This window comes from Microbacterium sp. 3J1, from assembly GCF_001049495.1.
Lineage (GTDB): Bacteria > Actinomycetota > Actinomycetes > Actinomycetales > Microbacteriaceae > Microbacterium.
This window is the reverse complement of record NZ_CDWI01000009.1, coordinates 231290-251029: the sequence shown is the minus strand read 5'-3', so window position 1 is coordinate 251029 and position 19740 is coordinate 231290. Positions and strand designations below refer to the sequence as shown.

General features: G+C 70.0%; 15 protein-coding genes. 9 read left to right on the top strand and 6 right to left on the bottom strand.

The window, feature by feature from the left end:
* Positions 1-34: 34 nt before the first annotated feature.
* A complete protein-coding gene (locus BN2660_RS07735) occupies positions 35-1789 on the bottom strand; it encodes a glycoside hydrolase family 3 protein (protein ID WP_091229609.1) in 1755 nt (584 codons plus the stop codon).
* A gap of 2 nt (positions 1790-1791) precedes the next feature.
* Positions 1792-3090, bottom strand: a complete 1299-nt coding sequence (locus BN2660_RS07730; RefSeq protein WP_091229606.1) for an MFS transporter — start codon at positions 3088-3090, stop codon at positions 1792-1794.
* Between the two features lie 136 nt (positions 3091-3226).
* Here BN2660_RS07730 and BN2660_RS07725 point away from each other — a divergent pair, with 136 nt between their 5' ends.
* Positions 3227-4504, top strand: a complete 1278-nt coding sequence (locus BN2660_RS07725) for a TetR/AcrR family transcriptional regulator (protein WP_255305075.1) — start codon at positions 3227-3229, stop codon at positions 4502-4504.
* A 28-nt stretch (positions 4505-4532) separates the two neighbouring features.
* On the opposite strand, the gene recQ is transcribed toward BN2660_RS07725, so the two are convergent.
* The gene (gene recQ / locus BN2660_RS07720) at positions 4533-6581 is read right to left on the bottom strand and encodes a DNA helicase RecQ (RefSeq protein ID WP_091229597.1); all 2049 of its coding nucleotides are present in this window, start codon (positions 6579-6581) and stop codon (positions 4533-4535) included.
* Positions 6582-6691: 110 nt separating this feature from the next.
* Here recQ and BN2660_RS07715 point away from each other — a divergent pair, with 110 nt between their 5' ends.
* Together BN2660_RS07715 and BN2660_RS07710 are read left to right on the top strand one after the other, a co-directional pair.
* A complete protein-coding gene (locus tag BN2660_RS07715) occupies positions 6692-7009 on the top strand; it encodes a GNAT family N-acetyltransferase (RefSeq protein ID WP_091229590.1) in 318 nt (105 codons plus the stop codon).
* Positions 7009-7926, top strand: coding sequence for a pirin family protein (locus tag BN2660_RS07710; protein WP_091229726.1), 918 nt, complete (start codon positions 7009-7011; stop codon positions 7924-7926). The genes BN2660_RS07715 and BN2660_RS07710 overlap by 1 nt, the downstream gene beginning before the upstream one ends.
* A gap of 91 nt (positions 7927-8017) precedes the next feature.
* On the opposite strand, the gene BN2660_RS07705 is transcribed toward BN2660_RS07710, so the two are convergent.
* Complete coding sequence (locus tag BN2660_RS07705; RefSeq protein ID WP_176697131.1) at positions 8018-11053, bottom strand: S8 family peptidase; 3036 nt, start codon at positions 11051-11053, stop codon at positions 8018-8020.
* Positions 11054-11218: 165 nt separating this feature from the next.
* Between BN2660_RS07705 and BN2660_RS07700 the strand changes: the two genes are divergently transcribed.
* From BN2660_RS07700 to BN2660_RS07680, 5 genes are all read left to right on the top strand, one after another.
* Positions 11219-11761, top strand: a complete 543-nt coding sequence (locus tag BN2660_RS07700; RefSeq protein WP_091229584.1) for an ECF transporter S component — start codon at positions 11219-11221, stop codon at positions 11759-11761.
* A gap of 81 nt (positions 11762-11842) precedes the next feature.
* Positions 11843-13588: an ABC transporter ATP-binding protein gene (locus BN2660_RS07695; RefSeq protein WP_091229581.1), complete on the top strand. Its 1746-nt coding sequence runs from the start codon at positions 11843-11845 to the stop codon at positions 13586-13588.
* Positions 13585-14403, top strand: a complete 819-nt coding sequence (locus tag BN2660_RS07690; protein WP_091229578.1) for an energy-coupling factor transporter transmembrane component T — start codon at positions 13585-13587, stop codon at positions 14401-14403. Before BN2660_RS07695 ends, BN2660_RS07690 begins: the two co-directional genes overlap by 4 nt.
* A gap of 11 nt (positions 14404-14414) precedes the next feature.
* Positions 14415-15290 carry a siderophore-interacting protein gene (locus BN2660_RS07685; RefSeq protein ID WP_091229575.1) on the top strand — a complete coding sequence of 292 codons (876 nt, stop codon included), beginning with the start codon at positions 14415-14417 and terminating at the stop codon, positions 15288-15290.
* A complete protein-coding gene (locus BN2660_RS07680; protein ID WP_091229573.1) occupies positions 15287-15847 on the top strand; it encodes an ECF transporter S component in 561 nt (186 codons plus the stop codon). The genes BN2660_RS07685 and BN2660_RS07680 overlap by 4 nt, the downstream gene beginning before the upstream one ends.
* 446 nt (positions 15848-16293) lie before the next feature.
* On the opposite strand, the gene BN2660_RS07675 is transcribed toward BN2660_RS07680, so the two are convergent.
* Positions 16294-17457, bottom strand: coding sequence for an acyl-CoA dehydrogenase family protein (locus tag BN2660_RS07675; protein ID WP_091229570.1), 1164 nt, complete (start codon positions 17455-17457; stop codon positions 16294-16296).
* A gap of 153 nt (positions 17458-17610) precedes the next feature.
* On the bottom strand, positions 17611-18543 hold the full coding sequence (locus BN2660_RS07670; RefSeq protein ID WP_091229567.1) for a M15 family metallopeptidase: 933 nt from the start codon (positions 18541-18543) through the stop codon (positions 17611-17613).
* Positions 18544-18624: 81 nt separating this feature from the next.
* On the opposite strand from BN2660_RS07670, the gene BN2660_RS07665 reads away from it, so the two are divergent.
* The gene (locus BN2660_RS07665; protein WP_091229564.1) at positions 18625-19719 is read left to right on the top strand and encodes an Rv2578c family radical SAM protein; all 1095 of its coding nucleotides are present in this window, start codon (positions 18625-18627) and stop codon (positions 19717-19719) included.
* Positions 19720-19740: the final 21 nt, after the last annotated feature.

Here is a 19740-nt window from a genome sequence, read left to right as displayed (position 1 = left end):
TCCTGCGGGGCGGTTCGGACGGACGGGTCGTCGACTACACCGTGAGGCCGTGCCCGAATCGGAAGAGCGGATCAACGGTGTCGAACGGCACGTCGGGACGCGACGCCTCGACCGCCGCCATCGACCTCGGGAGGTCGAACGGAAGCCGGCCCTGGGCGGGAACGACTCCCGCCAGGACGTCGAGCAGCGCGGCACCCGACGCACCCCAGTTGACCGTCACGGCCGACGCGGCATCCGTGATCGGCTCGAGGATGGGCGGACGGTCGGCGAGCACGTCGACGACCGTCGGAACCACGGCGGCGATGCTCCGGATGCGGGCGATCACGTCGGCGGGGAACTCCAGGGATCCGGCGTGGAAGAAGTTCTCGAACATCGTCTCGCGCTCGTCGAACGGGGCCTGCAGTCGGATCACCGCGAGGTCGGCCGCCGCCGGGTCGTCGACGGTCGTGCCGTAGGACGCCGCCACCGCGCGGTCGACGCCCTCGACGTAGAGCTTCAGACCGGGAGCGAAGGGCAGGGCGCCGTCGTTCGTGAGCACCGTGATGGAGGCGCGCTGCGCGGCTTCGCCCGCCGCGCGGAACTCGGCCCGGCCGACGATCGCATCGGCGGCATCTTCGTCGACGTAGGGATTCTCGAACAGTCCGAGCTCGAACTTCTCGCGCAGGATGCGCCGCGCCGACACGTCGAGGCGGTCCTCGGAGACCGACCCGTCCGCGACGAGCTCGACGAGCAGCTCGGGGCAGTCCTCGCCGCCGAACTGATCGACGCCCGCGTCGAGGACCTTGCGCATGCGCTCCCTCGGCGTCAGGTGCTCGACGCCCCAGGCTCTCGCCGGGAACGGCTGACCGAAGATCTCGGCGTCGTTGATCAGACCCCAGTCCGTGCACACCAGGCCGTCGAACCCGAACCGTTCCCGCAGCAGACCCGTGATGACCGATCGATTGAACCCGAAGCCGACCTCCTCGTACTCCGTCCCCACGGGCATGCCGTAGTACGGCATCATCTGCCTCGTGCCCGCGGCGAGAGCATCCTCGAACGGCCTGAGGTGCAGCTCGAATTCGCCTCCCGGATACACCTGCTCGCGCCCGTACGGGAAGTGCGGGTCCTCGCCGTCCTTCTGCGGCCCCCCACCCGGGAAGTGCTTCGTCATGGTCGAGACCGAGCCCGGCCCGAACGCCTGGCCCTGGAAGCCGCGGATATATGCCGCACCGAGAATGCCCGACAGTTCGGGGTCCTCGCCGAACGTGGCGGTCTGCCTCGCCCATCGCGGCTCGGTCGCCAGATCGACCTGCGGATGCAGGGCGACCCGGAGTCCGACGGCCGTATATTCCTGACGTGCGATATCGCCGAATCGCTCCACGAGAGCGGGGTCGCGCGTCGCCGCGAGACCGAGGGTCTCGGGCCACTGCGAGAAGGGTCCGGCGAGGATGGAGGCGCCGGGATTCTCGCTGAAGGAGTGGCGCGGATCCGTCGAGAGCGTCACCGGGATGCCGAGACGCGTGGATGCCGCGAGCCTCTGCAGCGAGTTCTGCCATGCGGCGATCTCGCGTCCGGTCGGCGCCGCGCCGAGCAGGTTGAAGTGCGTCATCTGCTTGACGTCCACGAACTCGCGGGCGCTCGGCGTGCCGAACACGGGGTTGGTCTCGTCGAGATCGCCGATCGCGATCATCGTGTGGAAGAAGAGTCCGGCCTTCTCCTCGACGGTCATCTCGCCGAGCAGCAGCTCCACCCGCTCGTCGACGGGCAGGTCAGTGTCGAGCCAGGGGCGCGCGGTGGTCACTTCGGTCATGGTCACTTGACTCCCTTGATGCGGTAGACGAGCACGGCACCGGCGAGCGCGACGAGCGCGCCGAACAGGTACCAGGTGGTGTAGCCGCCCAGCGGCGTCGCCGCACCCAGCGCGATGATCGCGGGGGCGAGGGCGGGTGCGATCGACTGCGGCAGCGCGTTCGCGATGTTGAGCACGCCGAGGTCCTTCGCGACGTCGTCGGGGTTGGGCAGCACCTCGGTGGCGAGCGCGAGGTCGACCGAGAGGAAGGATCCGGCGCCGAGGCCGATGATGGCCTGTGCCACGATCACGACCTCGATGCTGGGGGCGACCGCGAGGATCACGAGACCGACGACCATGATGAGGCCGGCGACCGCGACGAACGGGCGGCGCTTGCCGATCCTGTCGGAGAGGTAGCCGCCGAGCGGCGCCGAGATCGCCATCGCGGCCATCGAGGCGAGGTTGGCGAGCAGGATCGTGCCCACGGCGCCCTGCTCGTCGAGGCCGAACTTCGCGACCAGGTACAGAGGGAGGAAGGTCGCGATGCCGGCGTATCCGAACATGACGAAGAACTTCGTCAGCCAGGTCCACCCGAAGTCGGGGTGCTTGCGCGGGTTGAAGACGAACGACCCGAAGAACATGCCGATGGTGAACCGCTCGGCGGGCTTCTGCGTCAGACGACGATCCTTGAGCACCAGCACGAAGACGATGACGAGCACGAGCGCGATGACTCCGGGCACGACGAAGCGCTCGAAGTCGCCGGGCAGGAAGTTCACGATGAAGCTTCCGGCGAGGATGCCGATGGGCGTGGTGATGCCTACGAGGCCGGAGACCTTGCCGCGGCTTCCGACGGGCACCTGATCGGGCAGCGTCGCGTTGGCGGCGGCGAGCACGGCGTTCATCGCGGCCTGCACGAGGCACCAGGCGAGCAGCACGACCCACAGCGACGTGGCGACGCCGATGAGCACGAAGCCGCCGAGGCCGACGATCGCTCCGCCGAGGATCCAGGGGCGGCGCATGCCCCAGGACGACGTCGTGCGGTCGGAGAGGCGGCCGACCAGCGGGTTGGCGACGAGGGCGAAAGCCGCGCCCACGCCCATGACCAGTCCCAGGCTCGCCTCGGTGGTGACGGGGTCGATGCGCTGGATCTTGAATGCCATCGACACCATGACCGGGGTCAGCAGCGCCAGGAAGACCCCGAAGTTCACGGCGGCGAGGCCAGGGGCGTAGCCGCGAGGGGTGCGCGCGGGCGTGGTTCCGGGGAGTTTGACCCCGGTCGTTCCGACGGCCGCCGCGTTCGCGGCGGGTGACAACTCTGTCATGAGATTCCTTTCGGGCAAGGGGCTCCGGTCATCGGCGACGCGGGGCTGACCCGACGATACCCGAATCTCGACCGTTTGGTAAGTGAATGTCGACCGATTGGTAATGAGCGAGGATAGGATGCAGGAGGAGGCGGCGATGACGACGATCACGGCGACGGGCGCACGGAGCACGCGCGCCGCGGCGACCCGGCAGCGCATCGTCGAGTCGGCCCGAGACCTCTTCGTCACCCGCGGCTACCGCACGACCTCGCTCCGCGACATCGCCGCCGCGGCATCCGTCAGTCATCCGGGGCTCCTCGGCCACTTCGCCTCGAAGGACGACCTGCTCGCCGAGGTCGTCGCCGGCTTCGAGGTCGACAACGAGACGGCGTTCGACATGGTCTCGGCCGCCGCCGAGCCCGGTGAGCTGGTCTTCGCCGACGTCGCCCGCCGGAACGCCCGCACACCCGGATACCTGCAGCTCTTCGCCGCGCTGACGGGCGAGGCGTCGGCACCGGGCCACCCGGCACACGAGCGGATGCGCACGCGGTATGCGCGGCTCCGCACCCTGAGCTCCGAGGTCATGGAGGACGCCCGATTCCACGGGGCTGTGGATCGCGATCGGGACGTCGACGGCGAGACCACGCGGCACATGGCCGGATGGGACGGCCTGCAGCTGCTGTCGCAGTATCTGCCGGATCGCGTCGACGTCGTGGACATGCTCGAGGAGCGGGAGTCGCTGTGGGCGCTGCCCCCGGGATGGCACGAACCCGACGCCGCGACGCCGACCGAGCGCGCTTCCGGTCCGCTGCCCCCGCTCTTCGGCACCGAGCCGTCCGGTGAGGACGAGCCCGGATACGCGGTGGGCCGCCGGCGGCGAACGCAGATCCTCGCCGACGCCTCGCGGCTGTTCGCCCGGGGCGGGTACGGCGACACGAGCCTGCGCGACATCGCCGAGGCCGTGGGCGTCTCGAAGTCGACCCTGCTGCACCACTACCCGTCGAAGGAGGTGCTGCTCAGCGCCGTCCTCGCCGAGCGCGACACGGCCATCCGTGAACGCAACTCCGGAGGGGTCGCCGATAGGGCGAGCGCCGCCCTGCGGAGCATCCCCGACGGTGCCAGGGTGAGCGCCCTCGACGAGCCGGGACTCGTGGAGGTGTACGCCGTGCTGTCGTGCGAGGCCGTGCCGGAGGCGCACCCGGCCCACGAGTACTTCACGCGGCGCTTCGACCAGGCCATCGACTACTTCACCGAGCTGTTCCGACTGGCGCAGCTCGACGGCGACCTGCCGGAGCACCGCGACCCGGCGCACGAGGCCGTCTGGCTCGTCGCCCTTTGGGACGGGCTGCAGTACCAGTGGCTCTACGACCGCGAGGCCGTCGACGTCGCGGCTCAGCTGCGCGCGCACCTCGACGACGTGCTGCCGCGACGCTGATCAGCGGCGGTCGCCGAGCGCGCAGCCGTCAGTTCGCGGCGACGACCGCGAGCACGCCCTCACCGTAGGCGTCTCGCTTCTTCGCGCCGATTCCCGTGATGCCCTCGAGGTCCGCCAGCGACGCGGGTCGATGCTCGGCCAGCGCGCGCAGCGTGGCATCGCCGAAGACGATGTACGCCGGCACCCCCTGCTCGCGCGCCGTCTCCGCCCGCCAGGAGCGCAGGGCCTCGAACAGCCCCCGGTCGCCGGCGTCGAGGGCATCCGCCGCACTCGCCTTGCGCGCACGCGAGGGAGAGGAGGGCCGCCCGATCGTGTCCTTGCGCAGCGGCACCGGCGTCTCGCCTCGCAGCACGCCGGCCGCCTGCTCACCGGGCGCGAGAGTGCCGTAGTCCCCCTGAGCGGTGAGGATGCCGCGTGCCAGCAGCTGCCGCACGACGCTGCGCCAGTCCTGCTCCGAGAGCTCGGCCCCGATGCCGTAGGTCGCGAGCTTGTCGTGCCCCTGCTGACGGATGCGCTCCGTCGAGGATCCGCGGAGGACATCGATCAGGTGTCCGGCGCCGAACGCCTGATTGCGCTCGCGCTTCAGACGCACGATCGTCGAGAGCAGCTTCTGCGCGGGGATGAGTCCGTCGAACGTCGCGGTGTCCTCGAGACACGTGTCGCAGTTGCCGCAGGGCGTCGAGTCCTGGCCGAAGTACCCGAGCAGGTTCTGCCGGCGGCACTCCACCGTCTCGCACAGCGCCAGCATCGCGTCGAGGTGCTGGCCCATGCGCATCTTGAAGGTGCGGTCGCCGGGGCTCTGGTCGATGAGCCGCCGCTGCTGCACCACGTCGCCCAGCCCGTACGCCATCCACGCGACCGCGGGCTCGCCGTCGCGACCCGCGCGACCGGTCTCCTGGTAGTACCCCTCGACGGACTTCGGGAGGTCGATGTGCGCGACGAAGCGCACATCGGGCTTGTCGATGCCCATGCCGAACGCGATCGTCGCCACCATCACGACACCGTCTTCGCGGAGGAACCTCGACTGATTGGCGGCGCGCACCTCAGACGGGAGACCCGCGTGATACGGGAGCGCGTCGAAGCCCTGGGCGACGAGATACGTCGCCGTCTGCTCCACCGACTTGCGGCTGAGCGCGTACACGATCCCGGCGCCCTGATCGGGCCCCGCCGACTGACCGAGCGTGTCGCGGATGAAGGCGACGAGCTGCTTGCGCGGGTCGACCTTCGGCACGATCCGGTACTGGATGTTCGGACGATCGAAGCTCGCCACGAAGTGCTTCGCGGTGTCGAGATGCAGTCGCTCGGTCAGCTCCTGGTGCGTGGCGCGCGTGGCCGTCGCGGTGAGCGCCATGCGCGGGACGCCGGGGAACCGTTCGCCGAGGTCGCCGAGGGCGAGATAGTCGGGGCGGAAGTCATGTCCCCACTGCGACACGCAGTGCGCCTCGTCGATCGCGATGACGCTGAGGGTGCCGCGCTGCAGCAGAGCCGTCGTCTGCGAGGACGACAGCCGCTCGGGCGCGACGTAGAGGAGGTCGAGCTCCCCCGCGACGTAGGCCCTCTCGACGTCGCGGCGTTCGTCGATCGACTGCGTCGAGTTGAGATAGGCCGCGTTCACGCCGTTCGCGCGGAGCGCGTCGACCTGATCGTGCATGAGGGCGATGAGCGGGCTGATGACGAGTCCGGTGCCCTCACGCACGAGCGCGGGCACCTGGTAGGTGATGCTCTTGCCGCCGCCGGTCGGCATGAGCACGACCGCGTCTCCGCCGCCGATCACCTGGTCGACGATCGCCGCCTGATCGCCGCGGAAGTCGTCGTAGCCGAAGACCGTGTGCAGAGCCTCGCGGGCCGTCGGATACCTGCTCGGCGTCGCGCGCGTCACCGAGGGCGCAGGGCGTGCGGCCGACGCCGTGACCGGCGTCGACGGGCCGGGGCCCCAGTCGAGCGGAGGCTCGAATCCGGCGCCCTGCGGCTCCCAGTCCATCGGCTCGGGGGGCTCGGAGGGCTCCCACCCTCCGTCGTCCCACGGTGCGTCTGCATAGGGCAGATCCTCGTACGGGTCACGGGGAGTCTGCGGCATCCCTCCAGCGTAACGACCCCCGCCGACGTCGGAGGCGCCGGCGGGGCCTCCCCGGCGCCAGGAGCGCCCCGCGGGCGTAGGTTTGACGCAGACGCCCGAAGGAGCCTCTGATGACCGACATCACCGTGACCCGCAACGACGACGCCTCGCGCTACGAGATCCGCTCCGGCGACACGCTCGCCGGCTTCGCGGAGTTCGAGCTGCGTCCTGGAGCCATCCGCTTCATCCACACCGAGATCGACCCGGTCTTCCAGGGTCAGGGGCTCGCGAGCGTACTGGCCGCGGACGCGTTGAAGGATGCCGCCGCGACCGGCGACGCGATCGTGCCGCTGTGCCCGTACATCGCGAAGTACCTCACGACCCACGACATCGAGGGCGCCGAGATCCGCTGGCCGAAGCGCCCGGGCGCAGCCCCCGCAGAGGCATGATGATCGGCGAGCGCCGCCTCGTGCTCGAGCCTCGCGAGGTCCCCCTCGGCGGCGTGCGCGGGATGAACGTGCTGCGTGTGCTGCCGCACCGCAACCTGCCGACCATCGGCGCCTGGTGCTTCCTCGACCGATTCGGCCCCGCCGACACGAGGATGCGGGTGGAGCCGCATCCGCATATCGGCCTGCAGACCGTCACCTGGCCGCTCGTCGGCGAGATCCGTCATCGGGACTCGCTCGGCAGCGACGCCGACCTGCGTCGAGGGCAGCTCAATCTCATGACCGCCGGCAACGGGATCTCGCACTCCGAGTACTCCGTCGGCGACGATCCGATCCCCCTCGACGCCCTGCAGTTCTGGGTCGTCCTGCCCGACGGGGCGCGCCACGGGGAGGGCGGCTTCGAACGGCACACGGATCTGCCCGCGGTCTCGCTGCCGGCGACGACGGGCCAGGATGCCACGGCCACCGTCGTGCTGGGCGAGTTCTCCGGCACCTCGTCGCCGGCGACCGTGCACACGCCGATCGTCGGTGCCGAGATCGTCATCCCCGCCGGGTCCGCCGTGCGGCTGCCGCTGCGGCCCGAGTGGGAGCACGCCCTCATGCTCGTCGAGGGCGATGCGGCCGTGGCCGAGCATCCGCTGTCGCAGAACGACATGCTGTACCTCGGCGACTCGAGGGATGCCGTCGAGGTGACGAGCACCGACGGCGCGCTGCTGTTCCTCATCGGCGGAGAGCCGTTCGAGGCCGACATCGTCATGTGGTGGAACTTCGCCGGCCGCACGCACGAGGAGATCGTCGAGGCCCGCGAGGGCTGGGAGGCGGCATCCGACCGCTTCGGCGTCGTCGAGGGACATGACGTCCGGATTCCCGCGCCCCCGCTGCCCGACGTTCGTCTGATGCCTCGGGGCCGCAAGATCTGACGAGAGGACCCGGCGACGCCGGTGACGCCTCGACAGACGAGACGCGGTGAGGCGATCTCTGCGCCCCACCGCGTCTCGTTCCGATGCTCGGCTACGGGGCGTCGACCGTGACCACCGTGCGCACCGCGGAGTCGCCGTACTGCACGACGCCGAGGTAGCGGGTGCCGGCCTCGAGGCCCGTCCAGCTGAGCTCGTAGCTCGTCTTCTCCCCGCGCACGGCGGCGATCGGGTTCGGCGTCGCGGTGAACGCGCCCTCCCCCTCCGGCTGGACGTTGGCGTAGGTCATGTCCCACGTCATCGGCGCCGAGGTGGCGTACACGTTCGCGACCACGAGGTATGTACCCGCCGTCGGTGCCGCGATCGTCACCTGCTCATCCGCCGAGCCCGACGCCGACTGCCAGCTCTCGTAGTAGCGCTGGTCGTCGGGGCTGACGATCCGGTAGACCGTGAGGTCGAGATCGCTGCCCGCGTCATCCGACGAGTCGAGGTCGAAGCGCGAGAGGGTCGTGCCCTCGGGCACCTCCACGATCCACGCGACGTCCTTGTTCTCGTCGCCCGACGCCTCGTCGCCCGAGTGTCCGACGACACGGCCGTCGGGGTCATCGAGCAGCGTGAACGGCGTGAGACCCGACAGCCCGAGGGCGAGGTCTCCGTCGACACCGGGCGTGATCTCCACGACGGTCGAGCCGTCGACGCCGGTGCCCGAGGCCTCGGCCGGAGCATCCGCCGTGACCGGGAACACCGCGATCGGGGACCGCACCGTGTTGGTCTTGCTCGTCCATGTGAGCGATCCGGTCGCCCACTGCTCCACCGGCGCGCTCTGGTTGTCGAACGTGACCGTGTACGTCGCGGTCTGTCCTGGCCTGTCGAACTTCAGCGTCGACGGCTGCACCGTGACGGCCACTCCGGGCAGATCGACGGATGCCGTGAACGTGCCCTTCTCCGTCGCGGTCACCGTGCGGGTCACGGTCTGCGCGCTCGCGAGCGAACCGATCGAGAACGAGGCGACGTTGAGATCGCTGCCGTCGATCGGGTCGCCCGGGAAGTCGGCGAGGCCCTTGCCCTCGAGATACGCCGTCCAGTCCGCCACGTCGTTGAGGTACAGCAGCCCGGGGCTGAAGTACCGCCTCGCGTCCACCTGGCCTGCGCCCTGCTGGAACGGGTCGGTGTTCTTCGTGCCGTCCGCGTTCACGGTGTCGTATGCCGTCGTCATCATGGCCGACTTGATCTCGGCCGGCTTCGCGTTCGGACGCTCGCCGAGGTACAGCGCCGCGAGACCGGCGATGTGCGGCGATGCCATCGAGGTTCCCGACAGGATGCCGAAGGTCGGCGCCTCTCCCGGGGCGTTGTGCGTCGCGGCGAGGATCGCCACGCCGGGGGCCGCGATGTCCGGCTTCATGATGTCGCTGCCGTCGGCGAGCATGGGCCCGCGGCTCGAGAAGCCCGCGATCTGCGGCACAGGGGTCGTGACGCCCGTGGTGTTCTCGCCGACGAGGGTGATCGGGCGGTCGACGCCGCCCTGCACGTAGGCCAGCACGGCCGCACGGTGCACCGATGAGAGGTGCACGGTGGGCACGGCGTGGAAGTCGTTGTCGAGCGAGTCGGCGCCGCCGGGGACGTTGACGAGCACGACGCCGATGCCACCGGCATCCTTCACGACCTGCGACTTCTCTGCGCGGGCGTTGCCGCCGCGATCGCAGACCACGATGTGACCCGCGACCTTCGCCGGGTCCAGGCTGCCGGGAAGGCACAGCGCCGCATCGGCGGCCAGCTGACCTGCAGCGGCGGCGTCTCCGGCGTAGACCGACGGCCCCGTCACGGATTCGCCGAACGGCACGCTCACCGAGGCGCCGGCCTGCGCGAACCCGTCGAACTGCACGGTGCCCTCCCAGGTCGGGACGGTGGATGCCGCGACCGTGGTGTACCAGGGCGACGCGTGGTCGGCGGTCACCGGATCCGGTCCGTCGTTGCCCGCGCTCGTGGCGACGAAGACGCCGGCCGCGGCCGCGTTGAAGAACGCGATGTCCTCCGGAGCCAGCACGGTCGTCGCCGCACCGCCGCCGATGGAGTAGTTGATCACGTCGACGCCGTCGGCGACGGCCTGGTCGATCGCGGCGATGAGGTCGCTGCCGGCGCAGATGTCGTCGGTGGTGACGGTGACGTCGGGTCCGACGTAGCAAGCCTTGTAGGCGGAGATCTTCGCGGCGGGGGCCACTCCCGAGATCCTCCCGAAGTCGACGTCCTCGATCCCGGCCTCGACGCCGAAGTTGCCGGCCGCGGTGCTGGCGGTGTGCGAACCGTGTCCGTCGCCGTCGCGCGGCGAGAGGTAGTCGTACTGGAAGTCGAACTCCGCAGCCTCCGCGCCGGAGTAGAAGTACTGGGCGCCGATGAGCTTGCTCGAGTAGTCGCTCCGGTCCCACTCCTGACCTTCGACCATCGCGGCCTGGAACCGTCCGCCGTCCGACTTGTCGAAGTAGACGAACGAGCCATCCGTGTACGGCTGCGAGCCCTTGTGGCGGTTGTTGTCCTTCTTCTGCTTCTTCAGCTTCTTGCCCGCGAACGAGGGATGCTCGGGAGCGATGCCCGTGTCGATCACGCCGACCACGACGCCCTCGCCGGCCTTGTCGACGCCACCGGTCTGCTGCCAGACGCCACCGCGTCCCTTGCGATCGTCGCCCAGACCGAGGAAGTCCGTCGAGGTCTGCGCGTCCGGGTGACGGACGAAGTCGGGGTACACGCCGTAGACGTCCTTCGAGGCGCGCAGCTTGTCGACCTGCTCGCCCGAGAGCTGGGCGCTGAAGCCGTTGAGCACGACCTGATAGGTGGTGTCCGGGGTGACGCCGACCTCCTGCGCGAGGCTCTTCTGCTCGGTCTCGAGATGCTGGACGTAGCGCTGCGAGTCATCCGACTGCGTCTCGAGCTGCTCGCCCTCGGCCGGCTTCGTCGCCTTCAGGCCGTTCACGTCGCCGGTGTAGCTCGCGAGCGGGTCGGACTTCATCACGACGATGTAATGTCCCGGCGTGCCCTCGACAGGCGTGGGAGCGGTGGTCACCTCCTCGACGCCTGCGTAGCCTGCGGTTGCCGTCGATGCGATGAACAGCGTGGCCAGGGTGGTGGCAGCTGCCATCCGGAGGGGTGTTCGACCCATGTGCTTCTCCCGATGATCACGGTGCGGCTGGGTGCCGCACCGCCGCTCAAGCTACGCCGGGCTTCCGTCCCCACACCAGAGTCGGGGATTATTCCTGGACGAACGGCCAGCCGCCTCGCCATTGGTCGACAGTAGGCTGGAACGGTGGCATCCTCCCCCGTCCTGACGACCCGCGTTCTGCTGGTCTGCGCGGCGATCGGCGTCGCCACGGGCATCCTCGGGGGCATCGCGGGGCTCATCACACCGGGCGTCATCGTGCTCACTCCCTACCTCTACGGGCTCGTGCTGGGCTCGCACGTGCTGCCGGGGATCATCGCGCAGGAGGTGCTCCGTCGCCCCCTCGTCGCGCTGGTGACCCACCTCATCGCAGCCCTCATCTCGAGCGCGTTCAACCCGGCATGGTCGGTGCGATTCATCGGGACCGCCCTGCTCTTCGGCGCGATCCAGGAGGGCATCGCCGCAGTGACTCGCTATCGCGCGTGGGGAGCATGGCGCTTCTTCGTGTCGGCCGGCGTGATCGGCGTGCTCGTGGCCGTCGTGGTCTTCTTCGCGGTCGACCTCGGTGCGTTCCCCCTCTGGGTGCAGATCGCCTACCTCGCGATCTCGGTGCTCGGCCCCGTCGCGTGGACGGCCGTCGGTCTCGCGATCGGCACCTCCCTGAGTCGCGCCGGCGTCGCCCGTCGTTGAGCCGTCCGGCATCGCTCCGTGGCGGTTCAGGTAAGGCTCAGCTAAGTTAGACGGGTATCACCCGCCGAACCGAGGCTCGCCGTGCGCCCATCCGCCCCCCTTCTGCGCGTGCGTGACCTCTCGATCACCCACGCCGATGCGGCGCACCCTTCGCCCGCCGATGTCACCTTCGACATCCACCCCGGCGAGATCGTGCTGCTCCTCGGCCCGTCCGGGTCGGGCAAGTCCACCCTCACCCTCGCGCTCAACGGTCTGATCCCGCATGCGGTGCCCGTGACCATGACGGGAGCCGTCGAGGCCGGCGGCCTCGACACGGCGAACGAGCTCACGGCCACCCTGAGCACCCACGTCGCGATGGTGTTCCAGGATCCGGACGCCCAGATCGTCACGGGCACGGTGTACGACGAGGTCGCCTTCGGTCCCGAGAACCTCCGACTGCCGCTCGACGACGTCCGCGCGCGCATCGAGGACGCGCTGCGTCGCGTCGGTCTCTGGGCACGGCGCGACGAGAACCCCGATCGCCTGTCCGGCGGCGGCCGGCAGCGCCTCGCGATCGCCTGCGCGCTCGCGATGGGGTCGCCGCTGATCGTGCTCGACGAGCCGACGGCGAACCTCGACCCGCAGGGGATCGACGACGTCTACGCCGCTCTGACCGACGTGATCGCCACGGGTGACCGGGCGATCCTCCTGGTCGAGCACAACCTCGACGCCGCGATGGGCTTCGTGACCCGCACGATCGTCCTCGACCGCGCCGGACGCGTCGCCTTCGACGGTCCGGCCGCCGAGATCATCCGCACCCACGCCGACGAGCTCGTCGCGATGGGGGTCTGGCTCCCCGCGGCGACGCTCGCGGCACTGCGGATGCGGGCCGCCGGCGCCGTCTTCGACGAGCTGCCGCTGACGCCCGGCGAGCTCGCTGCGGCGCTCGCGCTTCCCGAGACGCCTCAGCCCGTGCCGTCTCACTCCGCTCGCTCGACGACCGAGAGGGGCGCTCCGTCGAGCGAGGAGCGGAGCACCGCTCCCTCCCGGTCGTCGAGCGAGCCGCGGAGCACCGAGACGAGACGCCCCGCCCCCCTCATCCGCGCCCGGGGCCTCACCGTCCGCCGTCAACGCACCGAGATCCTGCACGGCATCGACCTCGACGTCGAGGCCGGCACGCTGACCGCGATCGTCGGAGCGAACGGCGCGGGCAAGACGACGCTGCTGCAGTCGCTCGCCGGTGTCGTTGCTCCACCGAGGCATCAGGTCACCGTCGACGGCATCGATCCGGGTTCCGCGTCGCCGCGCGAGCTCTCGAACCGCATCGGCTTCGTGTTCCAGAACCCCGAGCACCAGTTCATCGCCCACACGGTGTTCGACGAGCTGGCGCACGGACTCCGGCTGCGCCGCACACCGGATGCCGCGATCTCGGAGCGCGTGGGCGCGATGCTCGACCGGTTCGGGCTCGAGGCCAAGGCCGACGTGCACCCGTTCCTCCTCTCCGGCGGCGAGAAGCGACGACTCTCCGTGGGCACGGCGCTGATCACGCGGCCGACCGTGCTGGCCCTCGACGAGCCGACGTTCGGCCAGGACCGCGCCAGGGCCTCCGAGCTCCTCGCACTCCTGCACGACCTGCGCGGCGAGGGGACGACCATCCTCATCGTCACCCATGACCTCCAGCTCGTCGCCGAGCACGCGTCGCACACGGTGATCCTCGCCGACGGGCGCGTGCACGCCGCCCGGCCGACGAACGAGCTCTTCCGCGACGAGACGACGTTCACGCAGGCGGGGCTGCGTCTTCCGGCACTGCAGCGAGTACTGGCCGCGGCAGGCAGGAGTGTCGCGTGAGCGCATCGACCTTCGACCCCTACGCCGCAGTCGTCGCGACCTCGCCGCGGCAGTTCCTCTACGCCCTCAATCCCCTCGCCAAGGTCGCTGCGGTGGCCCCCGCGATGCTCGTCCTGATCTTCGTCCGCGACCTCGCCACCCCGGCCGCGTTCCTCGTGCTCGCCCTCCTCACGATCGTGATCGGTGCGCGTCTGACCGTGCGCACCGTCGCCCTGCTCTTCGGCGCGATGCCCATCGGCATCCTGGCGATCGGCATCGGCTTCTCCCTCTGGGTCGATCCGGCGCTCGTCGGCGACACCCCGGCGACGCTGCAGATCGGCGAATGGACTCTGCGTGAGGGGGCCCTCGCGATCGGGTTCGCCACGGCGCTCCGTCTCGGTGCGATCGTCGCCCTGGCTCTCATCGGCGGACTCACGACCACCGGCCCCGACCTCGTCCGCTCGACCGTGCAGCAGCTGCGGGTGCCGTACCGCATCGGATACACCGCCCTCGCCGCGTTCCGATTCGTGCCGCGGTTCGGGCATGAGCTCGCGGTGATCCGAGCCGCTCATCGCGTGCGCGGCCACCACGGCGGCAGCGGGCCGTTCGCGCGGATCGCCCGAGGATGGGGGTACATCGTGCCGCTCCTCGCCGGGGCGATCCGTCACGCCGAGCGCGTGGCTCTCGCCATGGACTCCCGCGCCTTCGGCGCCCACCCGACACGCACCGAACGCCACCTCGTGCCGTTCCGCGTGCGGGACACCGTCTTCATCGTCTGCTGCCTCGCAGCATCCGCCTCGATCTTCGCGTTCTTCTTCCCTTGGCAGCTGCCCTGAAAGGCGCCCTCATGGCATACAGCAAACTGGTCAAGCCCGAGTCGTCCGAGCTCATCCATCTCAGCGTGGTGCGCACCGAACGACTCTCCGAGCACTGGATGAGGGTCACGCTCGGGGGCGGCGAGATCGAGAAGTTCCGCCCGATGGGGTTCGACCAGTGGTTCCGCCTCTTCCTGCCCATCGGAGGCGATGCCGGTCTCGACCGCGTGCCCGCCAAGGCCAACCGCATGTTCGGCTATCTGAAGTTCCTGCGCATCCCCGACGGCGAGCGCCCTGTCATGCGCAACTACACGGTGCGCGCCCACCGCCCGGCGACCGCGGATGCCGGCGCCGAGATCGACGTGGACTTCGTGCTGCACGGCTCGGCGTCCGACGGCACCGCCGGGCCCGCCTCCCGATGGGCGGAGACGTGCCGGCCCGGAGAGAACGTGCTGATCATCGACGAGGGACTCGCATTCAACCCGCAGCGCGGCGTCGACCGGGTCGTGCTCGTCGGCGATGAGACGGCGCTGCCGGCGATCGCCTCCATCTGCGCGTCTCTTCCGGAGACCGCGACCGGCACGGCCATCATCGAGGCGCCGTCGGACGAGGACGCCCTCGAGTTCCCGCATCCACCCGGAGTCGACGTCGTCTGGACCGTCCGGCCGCACGAGTTCCCGCCCGGCTCTCGCGCACTCCCGGTCCTGCGGGACCTGCCGCTCCCCGACGAGCCGTTCCACGCCTACGCGGCCGGCGAGCAGTCCCTGGCGTCCGGTGTTCGAAAGCTCCTCGTCAGCGAGCGCGGAGTGTCGAAGGATGCCGTCAGCTTCTGCGGGTACTGGAAGATCGGCGCCGCGTCGCCCGCCTCCAAGTCTGCGCGCGAGACTGCTGCGGAGCCGCTCGCATGACCACCGGGACGCGCAGCCGGTTCCGGTTCCCGACCGCGATCCTCCTGACCTGCGCCGCCCTCGGTGTCGCGGGCGGAGCGCTCCTCGCACCCGCCAACTGGATCTCGACCATCCTGTTCCCCGGTCTCCCGTTCGTGAGCGTCGCCCTCGCAGGACTCTGGCTGCTGCCCTCCGTGATCGCGCTGCGTCTGCTGCGCCGGCCGCTCGTCGGGCTCTTGGTCGGACTCCTCGCCGGACTCGTCATCGTCCCGTTCTCGGGCTACGGCTTCAGCAGCGTCGCCACCAATCTGTGGTGGGCGGCGTTCACCGAGCTGCCCTTCCTGTTCGTGCTGTGGCGCTACTGGGGCACCTGGCTGCACTACGTCGGCGCCCTCGTCGTCGGCATCGTCTACCCCGTGCTGGCGTGGGCGTCGTTCGACCTCGGCAGCTTCGATGTGGGCCTGCAGGTCGTCTTCTTCGCCGTGACGCTCGCGAGCTGCGCGGGCGGTACCGCCCTCGGCATCCTCATCGCCGACCGGCTGCGTCGTGCCGGGGTCGGAGCGCGTCTGCCGCGCTGAGCGCTCGGGCTCGGGCTCGGGCTCGGGCTCGGCCTCGGGCTCCCGTCTGGTGCCCGGCCTCCGCGCACAGCTTCGGATGCCGGTGTCCGGCGCGCCGTGTTCCGGCATCCGCTCACGGCGCGTCGCGTCCGATCTCCGAAGTTGTGCCCAGGGGGCGGGGGCGAGGACGGACCCGGGTGAGCGACGACGGGCCAGGGCGGGCTCCGCCTGGGACCCGGCCTCCGCGCACAATTTCGGATACCGGTGTCCGGCGCGCCGGGTTCCGGCATCCGCTCACGGCGCGTCGCGCCCGATCTCCGAAGTTGTGCCCAGGGGGCAGGGGCAGCGGCAGGGGCGGGGGCCGCGGGGGCAACGACGGGCCCGGGTTCAGGACTCCCACCCCCAAGGGCGCGAGAAGGGCCCCGGATGCCGGCATCCGAGGCCCTTCTGTCTGTGTCTGTCTGGCGTCAGCGCTTGCCGGCGATCTGGCGACCGACGATCTCGCGCATGATCTCGTTCGTGCCGCCGTAGATGCGGTGCACGCGAGCGTCGAGGAACGCACGGGCGATCGGGTACTCGGTGATGTACCCGTATCCGCCGTGCAGCTGGACGCCGGTGTCGAGCACCTCCCACTCGCGCTCCGTCGCCCAGAACTTGACCTTCGCAGCCTCTTCGGCCGAGAGCTTGCCCTCCTTGTAGGCGAGCAGCGCGCGGTCGATGTACGCCCAGAGCGCGTCGACGGTGGTGGCCATGTCGGCGATCTTGAAACGCGTGTTCTGGAAGTCGATGATCCGCTCGCCGAAGGCCTCGCGGTCCTTCGTGTAGGCGACGGTCCAGTCGAGGGCGGCCTGGGCTGCCGCCGCTCCGGCGACGCCGATCGACAGGCGCTCGAGCGGCAGGTTCATCATGAGCTGGATGAAGCCCATGCCCTCTTTGCCCCCGATGAGGTTCTCCTCCGGCACGAAGACGTCGCTGAACGACAGCTCGGCGGTGTCGTGCCCCTGGAAGCCCATCTTGTGCAGCTTCTTGCCGTGGTCGAAACCCTCCATGCCGTTCTCGATCAGCACCAGGCTGAACGCATCGGGGCGGTTCCCCTCACCGGTCTTCACAAACGTGACGACGAGGTCGGCGGTCGCCCCCGAGGAGATGAACGTCTTCGCACCGTTGACGATGTACCCGCCGTCGGTCTTCTTCGCGGTGGTCTTGATGCCGCGGAGGTCGGAACCGGCGCCGGGCTCGGTCATCGCGAGCGCGCCGATCACCTCACCCGTCGCCATGCGGGGCAGCCACTTCTCCTTCTGCTCCTGCGTGCCCATGTGCACGAGGTAGGGCACGGCCAGGTCGTCCTGGATGCCGAAGGCCCCGGCCAGGGACCCTGCTCCGGCGGCGATGACCTCCTCGTTCACGACGGCGCGGAAGCGGTAATCCTGCAGCATGCCGGCGCCGCCGAACTCCTCGGGGACGGAGAGCCCGATGATCCCGGCCTCACCCGCGGCGAGCATCGTGCCGCGGTCGACCTCGCCCGCGGCATCCCACCTCTCGATGGCCTCGTGCGTGACGTGGCGCTTGACGAAGTCCTTGACGAGGTCGCGGAAGGCCTCGTGATCCTCTTCGTAGATGTCGCGTTCCATGGCGTCCTCCCGAACGTGTCGTGCGTCGTTGCTCCGGCGATTGTATGCCGGACCTCCGACACCGGAACAACGCGTTGTGAGAATGCGTCCCACATCCGGTGACACCGGGTACCGCGATTGTCGGATGCCGCCAGCCGGCCGCTTTCCGCGGGATCAGTGGGCGTAGTCGGGTGCCGCGGGGAGCCCAAAGAACTCCTCGAGCGTGTGGTAGCCGCCGTGGTGGTAGGCCGCCGCGAGCTCGTGCCCGAGGTAGCGAAGATGCCAGGGTTCCGGCATGTAGCCGGTGACGCCGGCGCCCACCTGCTCGTAGCGGACGATGAAGCCGTACTCCCACGCGTTCTCGGCGACCCACGCGGCCTGCACGCTCTCGCCGAAGGTCTCGATGCCGCCGCACGACGCATCGCACGCGACGAGATCGACCGCGAGCCCGGTCTGATGCTCGCTGTGCCCGGCGCGTGCCGACGCCGCATCCGCTTCGGCCTGGCCGTTCTCGCGCACGTGCGAGGCGTGCGTCGCGACCTGCAGGTCGTACGACCGATAGCCGTTGTTGGCGCCGATCCGCCCGGCGCCCTCCGCAGCGGCCGCTGCCGCGAGCTCGCCCACCGCGGCCGCAGCGTCGCCCCTCGCCTGCCCTGATCGCGTCGTCATCTGCAGCGGGAGCTCGGCGAGCGACGTGGGCGCGAAGGTGAGCGGATCGAGCGGCCTGGCCTTGTTCACGACCACCCAGACGTGAGCCGGGTCGCCGAGCGAGATGCAGGGCGCATTGCCGGCGACGACGGCCGCACGGAAGCTCTCGCCGCCCCCGAAACCCGCGATGATCGCCGCGTCGTCGGCGACCGAGATCGCCTCGAGCACGCGGGGCTCCGAGCACGGATCGGCCGCCGTGGTGGCGCCGACCTGCACTGACGGGACCTCCCGCACGACGACCGGCTCGGGCATCTCCGCACGTTCCGCCGACGTCGCGACGGGCGCGCTCGCGATCGACAGGAGGATGCCGACGGCGGTCGCCGCGAGGCCGATCGGCAGAGCCGGTCCGCGGATCGGGGAGCGTGGCGCCGCATGCTGAGGCTGCGGCACGGAGGACATGCCTCCATTGTCTCTTAAGTCGATTCGAACACAGATGCGGTTCGTCTTGACGTGCATTCGTTCTTATGTTCGAATGTCCGTATGCGGTGGCAAGGTCAGAAGCTCGGTGACGTCGACGACGCTGCGCTGCCCGGACTCGAGAACCGGGCCGGGGTGCTGCGCACGGTCACGACGCCGGAGTTCGCGGGGATGACCTTCCACGAGGTCCTGTCGAAGTCGGCGCTCAATCACGTCCCCGGCGCGTCACGGATGCCGTTCGCCTGGACGATCAATCCGTATCGCGGGTGCAGTCACGCGTGCGTCTATTGTTTCGCCCGCGGCACGCACGAGTACCTCGACCTCGACGGCGGCTCCGATTTCGACTCCCAGATCGTCGTGAAGGTGAACGTGGTCGAGGTGCTGCAGCGGGAGCTGCGACGCGGCAGCTGGGAGCACGAGACGGTCGCGCTCGGCACGAACACCGATCCGTACCAGCGCGCCGAAGGCCGCTACAAGCTGATGCCGGGGATCATCGAGACGCTCGCGGCTTCGGGGACGCCGATCTCCATCCTCACCAAGGGCACGCTGATCCGTCGCGACATCCCGCTGCTGGTGAAGGCGGCCCAGCGGGTACCCGTCGACGTCCAGATGTCTATCGCGATGTACGACGACGAGCTGCAGAAGGCGATCGAGCCCGGCACGCCCTCGACCCAGGCGCGGCTCGACACGGTGCGAGCGCTGACGGATGCCGGCTTCCGCGTCACCGTCTTCCTGATGCCGATCATGCCGCACATGACCGATTCGGTGGAGGCGATCGATACCGCGTTGCGGCGCATCAAGGAGGCGGGGGCCGCGCGCGTCATCTACGGAGCACTGCACCTGCGCGCGGGCGTCAAGCCGTGGTTCATGCAGTGGCTCGGCGAGTTCCGACCCGACCTGGTCTCGTCCTATCGCGGCCTGTATCCGGGAGTCTCGGCGGAGGCGCCGAAGGGCTACCGGCAATGGCTGGCCAAGCGCGCCCGCCCGCTCATCCGCCTCCACGGCCTCGACGGACAACATGAGGACGACTACCCGGTGCGAGGCACCTGGTCGGGAACCTCGTCGACCCGCCCCGCGCGACCGTCGGGGGTGGGCGGCGGTCCCGTGCGGCCTGTGACGTCATCCGCATCTGCTTCGACGCAGCCCATGCTGTTCTGAGGCGCGACCGCGTCGGGCGGC